The organism is Acidithiobacillus ferriphilus (genome assembly GCF_018854775.1).
Taxonomy (GTDB): domain Bacteria; phylum Pseudomonadota; class Gammaproteobacteria; order Acidithiobacillales; family Acidithiobacillaceae; genus Acidithiobacillus; species Acidithiobacillus ferriphilus.
On sequence record NZ_JAAZTY010000213.1, the window covers coordinates 1 to 6,530 of the forward strand.

Genomic DNA, 6,530 nt, shown 5'->3' on the forward strand with positions numbered 1-6,530 from the left:
GCCGTTTACCGATCCCGCACCCTATCGCCCGGAGCGCTTCTGAGCGGGTCAGTGCTGACCCTGATCCAGAAAAAACTGGTAGGCGGGGTTGGCGGTTTCCGCCACATGCGGGTATTCGAGCCGGGCGAGCAGCGATTCAAATTGCGTCATCTCGGTATCCGGCACTTCAAAACCCGCCAGTACCCGGCCCAGGTCAACGCCATTGTTGCGATAATGGAAGAGACTGATATTCCAGTGCCCGCCCAGCTGGTCAAGAAATTCCATTAGCGCACCCGGACGTTCCGGAAACTCAAAGCGATAAATCCGCTCGTTCTGCGCCGCCGCCGCATGGCCACCGACCATATGACGAATATGCAGCTTGGCCATTTCATCATCACTTAAGTCCAGCGCCTCGTGGCCCGTCGTCCGTAAGCTCTCCAGCAACGCATGGGCGTCTTCCCGGTCGCGGATGGCCACACCGACAAAAATATGTGCCTGATCCCGGCGGTGCAGGCGATAGTTGAATTCGGTGACGACCCGCTGACCAATGGCCGCGCAGAAGGCACGAAAGGCTCCCGGTCGCTCCGGAATCGTGACCGCAAACAGCGCCTCGCGGGCTTCGCCCAGTTCCGCCCGCTCGGCAATAAAGCGCAGGCGATCGAAGTTCATGTTGGCGCCGGAGAGGATGGCGACCCAGGCCCCGCCCTGGCCGGAATCGGTGGCCGCCATCCGTTTGAGGCCCGCTAAGGCAAGCGCACCCGCCGGCTCCATAATGGAACGGGTCTCGTCAAAAACATCCTTGATGGCTGCGCAGATCTCGTCATTACTCACCCGCACAATCTCATCCACATATTTTTGACAGAGGGCAAAGGTGCGTTCTCCCACCTGGCGCACCGCCACGCCATCGGCGAAAATGCCGACCTGCGGCAGGGTCACCCGCATTCCCGCTTGCAATGACTGATACATGGCATCGGCCTCAAAGGGTTCAACGCCAATGATGCGAATCTCCGGCACGATGGATTTCAGGTAACCCGCCACCCCGGCGATGAGCCCGCCGCCCCCCACCGGAATGAAAATCGCTTCCAGGCCAGCACCCCGCTGGCGGAGTATCTCTGCGCCTATCGTTCCCTGTCCGGCAATGACCAGCGGGTCGTCAAAGGGTGGAATGAAGACCATGCCCGACTCGGCGATCAGCGCGTCGCAATGCGACTGCGCGTCGGAGTAGCTGTCGCCATGAAGAATGACTTCCGCACCCCGCGCCCGTACCGCATTGACTTTGATTTCCGGGGTGGTGCCGGGCATGACGATCACCGCACGGATACCCAGTTTCTGGGCAGCGTAGGCAACGCCCTGCGCATGATTGCCGGCGCTGGCGGTGATGACACCGCGTGCTTTTTCGGCGTCCGAAAGCTGGGCGATCTTGTTGTAGGCGCCGCGCAGTTTGAAGCTGAACACCGGCTGCAGGTCTTCGCGTTTGAACAACACTTCGCGCTGCAGGCGTGCGCTCAGTTTGGGCGCCGCTTCCAGGGGCGTTTCTCGGGCCACATCGTAGACCCGGCTGCACAGCACTTCGCGGAGCAGGTTTTTCACGAAGCGTTTTCTTCCGGTGTGTGGAGTTGCATGAGTTTGCGGAATTCGGCGATATCAGGAGCGAGGGTAGCATTCGCCTTGCTTTCCATCGCCTCATAGCGCTTCAAGACTTCTTCGCCCATCTCGGTCAGATGGGCGCCGCCGCCATGGCTGCCACCCGTGGCCGTGCTGACTAGCGGTGCCAGAAAGCAGTGATTCATGGTATCCACCAGCAACCATGCGCGCCGGTAACTCATGTGCATCGTGCGCGCAGCTGCGGAGATGGAGCCTTTTTCGCGAATATGGCGGAGCAGTTCGGCCTTGCCGGGGCCAACGGCGATGGCTTCTGCCAGAAGAATGCGAAGACGCGGCTGTAGATGGTCTGTCATGGGGTGCTCTTCCTCTCAAAATAATCCAGCAGCGTGTTTGGCAACCAGCGCAGATGACCGGGAAAGGTTCCATCTATAAAGCCAACATGACCGCCTTGCTCGGTGATGCAACGTGTTACGGCCGGGCTTGTCTGAACATTACGCAGGCTGTTGATGGGTACAATGGGATCATCTGCGCTGTTCAGAAGCAGTGTGGGCACATTGATACGTGACAACAACGGCGCTGCGGAGCCCTCTTTCCAGAGGTGAACGGCGCCTGAGAAACCATGCACCGGTGCCGTAAAATATTCATCGAAATCATACACGCTTTTTGCCGAAAAGACCCGCGGCCAGTCCGCCAGATCCGGGTAACTGGTCTTGTAATGGCGGACGGACGCCTTCATTTTCTGGAGAAAATACTGATTGTAGAAGCGAAAGTGACTGGATTGCAGATGCTCTGCCGTCGCGACCAGATCAATAGGGGCGCAGACCGCAGCCGCACGTTCCAGATTTTTGCGCGCCGCGTCCCCGACCTCGCCCAGATATTTGAGTAAGGCGTTACCGCCCAGGGAAACGCCGACGGCGTAGCGTGGGCGACGCGGGAACAGTGCGCTGGCGCGCTCCAGCATCCAGCGAATCTCGGCGCTGTCACCCGCGTGGTAGCCGCGGGGCAGTAAGTTGTTTATCCCCCCGCAGCCGCGGAAATTGATAAAACAGCCCGCCCAGCCCCTCCGCCGCAGTCCCGCCGCGAGGGAGCGGGCATAATGTCCCCGCGAACTGCTCGCCAAGCCGTGAAAGAGAATAACCACGGGCGCATCGGTTGATGCGTCCACCCAGTCTACAGCGACCCGATCGCCGTCAGGGGTTTCCCAGATTTCCCGGCGAAAATCGACAGGATCCGAGCGAGCGAAAAAGGGCGCCCATATGGTCTGAAAATCGCCACCCCTCGACCACCAGGGCGGATGAAAGGTGCGGGAAGGATTCAATCCTCTATGTAGGCGTCGTGACTGCGCAAATAAGCTTCCAGATCGTCGATGCAACTGCCGCAACCACTGCCGCAGCCCGCGTGAACCATCAAAAGCTCCATAAAGGGCAGGGGCTTGGCGCGCTGGCGCTCAAGGATTTCCTGAAAAGTGGCGGCCGAACAGCAGCAGTAGGGGCTACTATCGACTTCCTCGGGGGCGGCGGACATGGCAGAACTTTCACCTCTCACAAGAATGCACTAAAGCAAAGGCATACAGTAACTATTGAGGGCATACGGTGCAAGAGTCCGCCGCGATCCACATCAAAACTGCCGCGATTTGATGGTCGGTGCTGGTATTGCCTGGTTCATGATATAAAATATTCGTATTGACGATGGTTACTGGTGGTGAGGACCCTTGTTAGTAAGGCCAGCACGATGCTACTTACGAAGAAAAGTTACCATGTCTGTGGGAGTCGGCGTATCATTGTCATGAAAAGTTCATGAAAATGCCGCACTATTGTCATATTTATGAGTCATAATAGGCAAGATTCATTATCGTTTTTGCACGGAGAGCCCCGTATGCTCAGCACCCAATCTCACGGCGGTACCGGTCGCGTCGCCGCCAAGAAAGAGCGCTCGTTGCGTCTCTATCTGGCGCGGCACCAGGACGAAGTAGATGCGGCACAACGATTGCGTTATGACGTATTCAGTGCCGAGTATGGTGCCCAGTTGAGTGGTCGTCCCGGGCTGGATCAGGATGAGTACGACCCTTTTTGTGAGCACCTGATTGTCGAAGATGAGGTCAGTCAGGAAGTGGTGGGGACCTATCGACTTTTCCTTCCCGAGAAGGTTGCTAGGGTGGGCCGCTATTATGCCGAGACAGAGTTTGATCTTTCACGTCTGCTGGCTTTGAATATACGGATTATGGAGTTGGGGCGATCCTGCGTACATCCTGACTACCGTCAGGGCGCGGTTATTGCGCTGCTCTGGTCGGGGCTGGCCGAGACCATGTCGATGTGGAAAATTGATTATCTCATGGGCTGCGCAAGTGTACACAGTACCGATGGCCCGGCCCTGGGCGCCTTGTACCAGAGTCTCAATACATACCTGACGCCGCAGGAACAGCGGGTCTTCCCTCTGCGCGCCGTCCCCAACTTTGATGCGCGGGCGCAGGTGGACCCTGCCACACTGCCAGGTTTGCTCAAGGGCTATTTAAGGGCTGGAGTGCGCATCGGCGGCGAGCCTTTCTGGGATCCGCAATTTCATTGTGCAGATTTCTTCGTCTGGTGCGAAGCTGGTCTGATTACCCCGCGCTATCAGCAGCGCTTTTTGGAACCGGTGGATGCGCGTAAATGACACGCCGTAAAAAGCCCGCCTCGGTACTGGTGGCTTACCCGGGGCGGCGCTGGCGCCGTTCGCGGCCCAAGGCTTTGCGGCGTATCTGGCGACTGCCGGTACTGGTGTTTTATCTGGTTCTGGCCTTTCCGTTGGCGGTATGGACTTGTGCGCGCAAGTCCGAACCGGACGCGGCCAGTTATCGGGCTTTTTCCTGGTGGAGTCGGCGGGCCTTGCGCGTCTTTGGCATTCATTTGCGTGTGGATGGAATCGTCCCCAAATCGCCGGTACTTGTCGCCGCTAACCATGTTTCCTACCTCGATATTCTCGCACTCGCGACCTTGGTTCCCGGTCGCTTTGTGGCGAAGAAGGAAATGCGTGCCTGGCCTTTTTTCGGGATTATGGGCGAGTGGTTGGGAACGCTCTTTATCGACCGTGGCGACGCCCGTGCGAGTCAGCGCACTGTGCGTCAGGCCGGCAAAATTTTGGCAGCGGGCACCAGCGTCATCCTTTTCCCGGAGGGCACCACCAGCGACGGCAAAAGGGTGGGCGATTTTTTTGCGGCGCCTTTTGAGATCGCCTCTGGGGCAGTAGCGCCGACGATTCCGGTGGCTTTGCGTTACGAAGATGTGCTGTGCCCCGGCCAGCCCGACCCACTCTGCCCTTTCATTGGTGAAGATAGCTTGTTTGGACATCTCTGGCGACTGGCGGCGGCGGCACCCTTGACACTGCGCGTGGAATTCCTGCCCGCGCTGGCGCCAGAATTGGGTCGCCGGAAGCTGGCAGCAACGGCTCAGGTGGCTATTGCCGATGCTTTACAGCGGATGGAGCAGGGGGCTTCAATCACCTATCTGCATAATCCCCGCCGTCGCCCTATCCGGGATGCCTGGGCAGCATGGCGGCATGGTCACGAGGGTTAGGTCGGCCGCCAGTTATGAACGCTCTCCACCAAGGTGGCGACATTTCCGATAGGGGTTTGCGGGGTGATGCCATGGCCGAGATTAAAGATGTGGCCCGGCCCAGGTCCGTGGCTGGCCAGAACGCGCTCGGCCTCTGCGGCAACGCCGCTGGCGCTGCCATAGAGGGCGATGGGATCCATATTGCCCTGCAGTGCTATGCCATCACCCAGACGCTGGCGGGCGATACTTAACTCGGTTGTCCAGTCGAGGCCCAGCACATCGGCGCCGCTCGCCGCCATTGCCTCCAACCAGTTACCCCCGCCCTTGGTAAAGAGCAGGATCGGTACCTGGCGGCCTTCCGCCTCGCGCTTCAAGCCGGCGATGATCTCGCTCATGTAAGCAAGCGAGAACTCTGCATAAGCCGGGGTGCTGAGACTGCCACCCCAGGTATCAAAAATCATCACTGCCTGCGCTCCGGCGGCAATCTGCGCGTTGAGGTATTGAGTGACCGATACGGCCAGATGACGCAGGAGGTGGTGCAGCAGCGCCGGATCACTGTACAGCAACCCTTTGACATGGATGAAGTCGCGACTGCCGCGTCCTTCGATCATGTAGCAGGCGAGGGTCCAGGGGCTGCCGGCAAAGCCGATGAGAGGCACCCGTCCATTCAGCTCACGGCGGATGAGCCGCACCGCATCCATCACAAAGCGCAGTTCCGTTTCCGGATCAGGCTGACTCAGTGCGTCGATGTCCGCGGCGTCACGCAAGGGACGTTCGAATACCGGGCCTTCGCCCTCCTGAAATTGCAGTCCGAGTCCCATGACATAAGGAATGGTCAGGATGTCCGAGAAGAGGATGGCAGCGTCCAGCGGAAAGCGATCAATGGGCTGCAGTGTCACTTCACAGGCCAGTTCCGGTGTGGTGCAGAGGGTGAGAAAATCCCCGGCACGGGCGCGGGTAGCACGGTACTCCGGCAGGTAACGCCCGGCCTGACGCATCAGCCAGACGGGGACATGATCCACCGGCTGGAGCAGGCAGGCACGCAGGAAATTATCATTCTGCAATGTGGATTTCATCACTTATACTCCCAGTTGATTGAGGATGCCCTCGGCGGCCCGGCGTCCTTCATCTACCGCAGTGACGACCAGATCAGAGCCGCGGCGCATGTCGCCCCCGGCAAAAATACGTGGGTTACTGGTCTGGAATTGTTCGTTGGTGCTGATCCGCCCATGGGCATCCGTGCTGATACCGTGCTCCGCAAACCAGGGGGCGGGGGAGGGGTCGAAACCAAAAGCGACGATCACCGCATCGGCATCCAATATCTGCTCTGAGCCGGGGATGATTTCCGGACGGCGACGGCCTTTGGCATCTGGTTCCCCCAGGCGGGTTTCCACCAGACGCACACCCCGGGCGCCC

8 protein-coding genes are annotated in these 6,530 nt (G+C 59.2%); 2 read left to right on the forward strand and 6 right to left on the reverse strand.

Annotated elements, in window-relative coordinates; all coding sequences use genetic code 11:
• Nucleotides 1–48: 48 nt before the first annotated feature.
• The 4 genes from ilvA to HF921_RS12425 are packed head-to-tail and all read right to left on the reverse strand — an operon-like array spanning nt 49 to nt 3,108.
• Nucleotides 49–1,569, reverse strand: a complete 1,521-nt coding sequence (gene ilvA / locus HF921_RS12410; protein ID WP_229065997.1) for a threonine ammonia-lyase, biosynthetic — start codon at nt 1,567–1,569, stop codon at nt 49–51.
• A complete protein-coding gene (locus HF921_RS12415) occupies nt 1,566–1,937 on the reverse strand; it encodes a winged helix-turn-helix domain-containing protein (RefSeq protein ID WP_064217783.1) in 372 nt (123 codons plus the stop codon). Before HF921_RS12415 ends, ilvA begins: the two co-directional genes overlap by 4 nt.
• Nucleotides 1,934–2,902, reverse strand: a complete 969-nt coding sequence (locus HF921_RS12420; RefSeq protein ID WP_064217782.1) for a YheT family hydrolase — start codon at nt 2,900–2,902, stop codon at nt 1,934–1,936. Before HF921_RS12420 ends, HF921_RS12415 begins: the two co-directional genes overlap by 4 nt.
• Entirely contained in the window at nt 2,899–3,108 is a 210-nt protein-coding gene (locus tag HF921_RS12425; protein WP_014029538.1) for a (2Fe-2S)-binding protein, read from the reverse strand. The genes HF921_RS12420 and HF921_RS12425 overlap by 4 nt, the downstream gene beginning before the upstream one ends.
• A 351-nt stretch (nt 3,109–3,459) precedes the next feature.
• Here HF921_RS12425 and HF921_RS12430 point away from each other — a divergent pair, with 351 nt between their 5' ends.
• Both HF921_RS12430 and HF921_RS12435 read left to right on the forward strand, forming a co-directional pair.
• A complete protein-coding gene (locus HF921_RS12430) occupies nt 3,460–4,236 on the forward strand; it encodes a GNAT family N-acetyltransferase (RefSeq protein WP_064217781.1) in 777 nt (258 codons plus the stop codon).
• A complete protein-coding gene (locus HF921_RS12435; protein WP_196762786.1) occupies nt 4,233–5,135 on the forward strand; it encodes a lysophospholipid acyltransferase family protein in 903 nt (300 codons plus the stop codon). The genes HF921_RS12430 and HF921_RS12435 overlap by 4 nt, the downstream gene beginning before the upstream one ends.
• On the opposite strand, the gene hemE is transcribed toward HF921_RS12435, so the two are convergent.
• Nucleotides 5,132–6,190 carry a uroporphyrinogen decarboxylase gene (gene hemE / locus HF921_RS12440; RefSeq protein WP_215893053.1) on the reverse strand — a complete coding sequence of 353 codons (1,059 nt, stop codon included), beginning with the start codon at nt 6,188–6,190 and terminating at the stop codon, nt 5,132–5,134. The two genes, HF921_RS12435 and hemE, sit on opposite strands and share 4 nt — an antisense overlap.
• A 3-nt stretch (nt 6,191–6,193) precedes the next feature.
• On the reverse strand, nt 6,194–6,530 hold a 337-nt coding region (locus tag HF921_RS12445), incomplete at its 5' end, for an FAD-dependent oxidoreductase (RefSeq protein WP_215893920.1).

What these genes read in the sequence shown, in the direction of transcription:
- HF921_RS12415 (WP_064217783.1), bottom strand. Translation starts at nt 1,937, where the DNA reads ATGACAGACCATCTACAGCCGCGTCTTCGCATTCTTCTGGCAGAAGCC.
- HF921_RS12425 (WP_014029538.1), bottom strand. Translation starts at nt 3,108, where the DNA reads ATGTCCGCCGCCCCCGAGGAAGTCGATAGTAGCCCCTACTGCTGCTGT.
- HF921_RS12430 (WP_064217781.1), top strand. Translation starts at nt 3,460, where the DNA reads ATGCTCAGCACCCAATCTCACGGCGGTACCGGTCGCGTCGCCGCCAAG.
- HF921_RS12435 (WP_196762786.1), top strand. Translation starts at nt 4,233, where the DNA reads ATGACACGCCGTAAAAAGCCCGCCTCGGTACTGGTGGCTTACCCGGGG.
- hemE (WP_215893053.1), bottom strand. Translation starts at nt 6,190, where the DNA reads ATGAAATCCACATTGCAGAATGATAATTTCCTGCGTGCCTGCCTGCTC.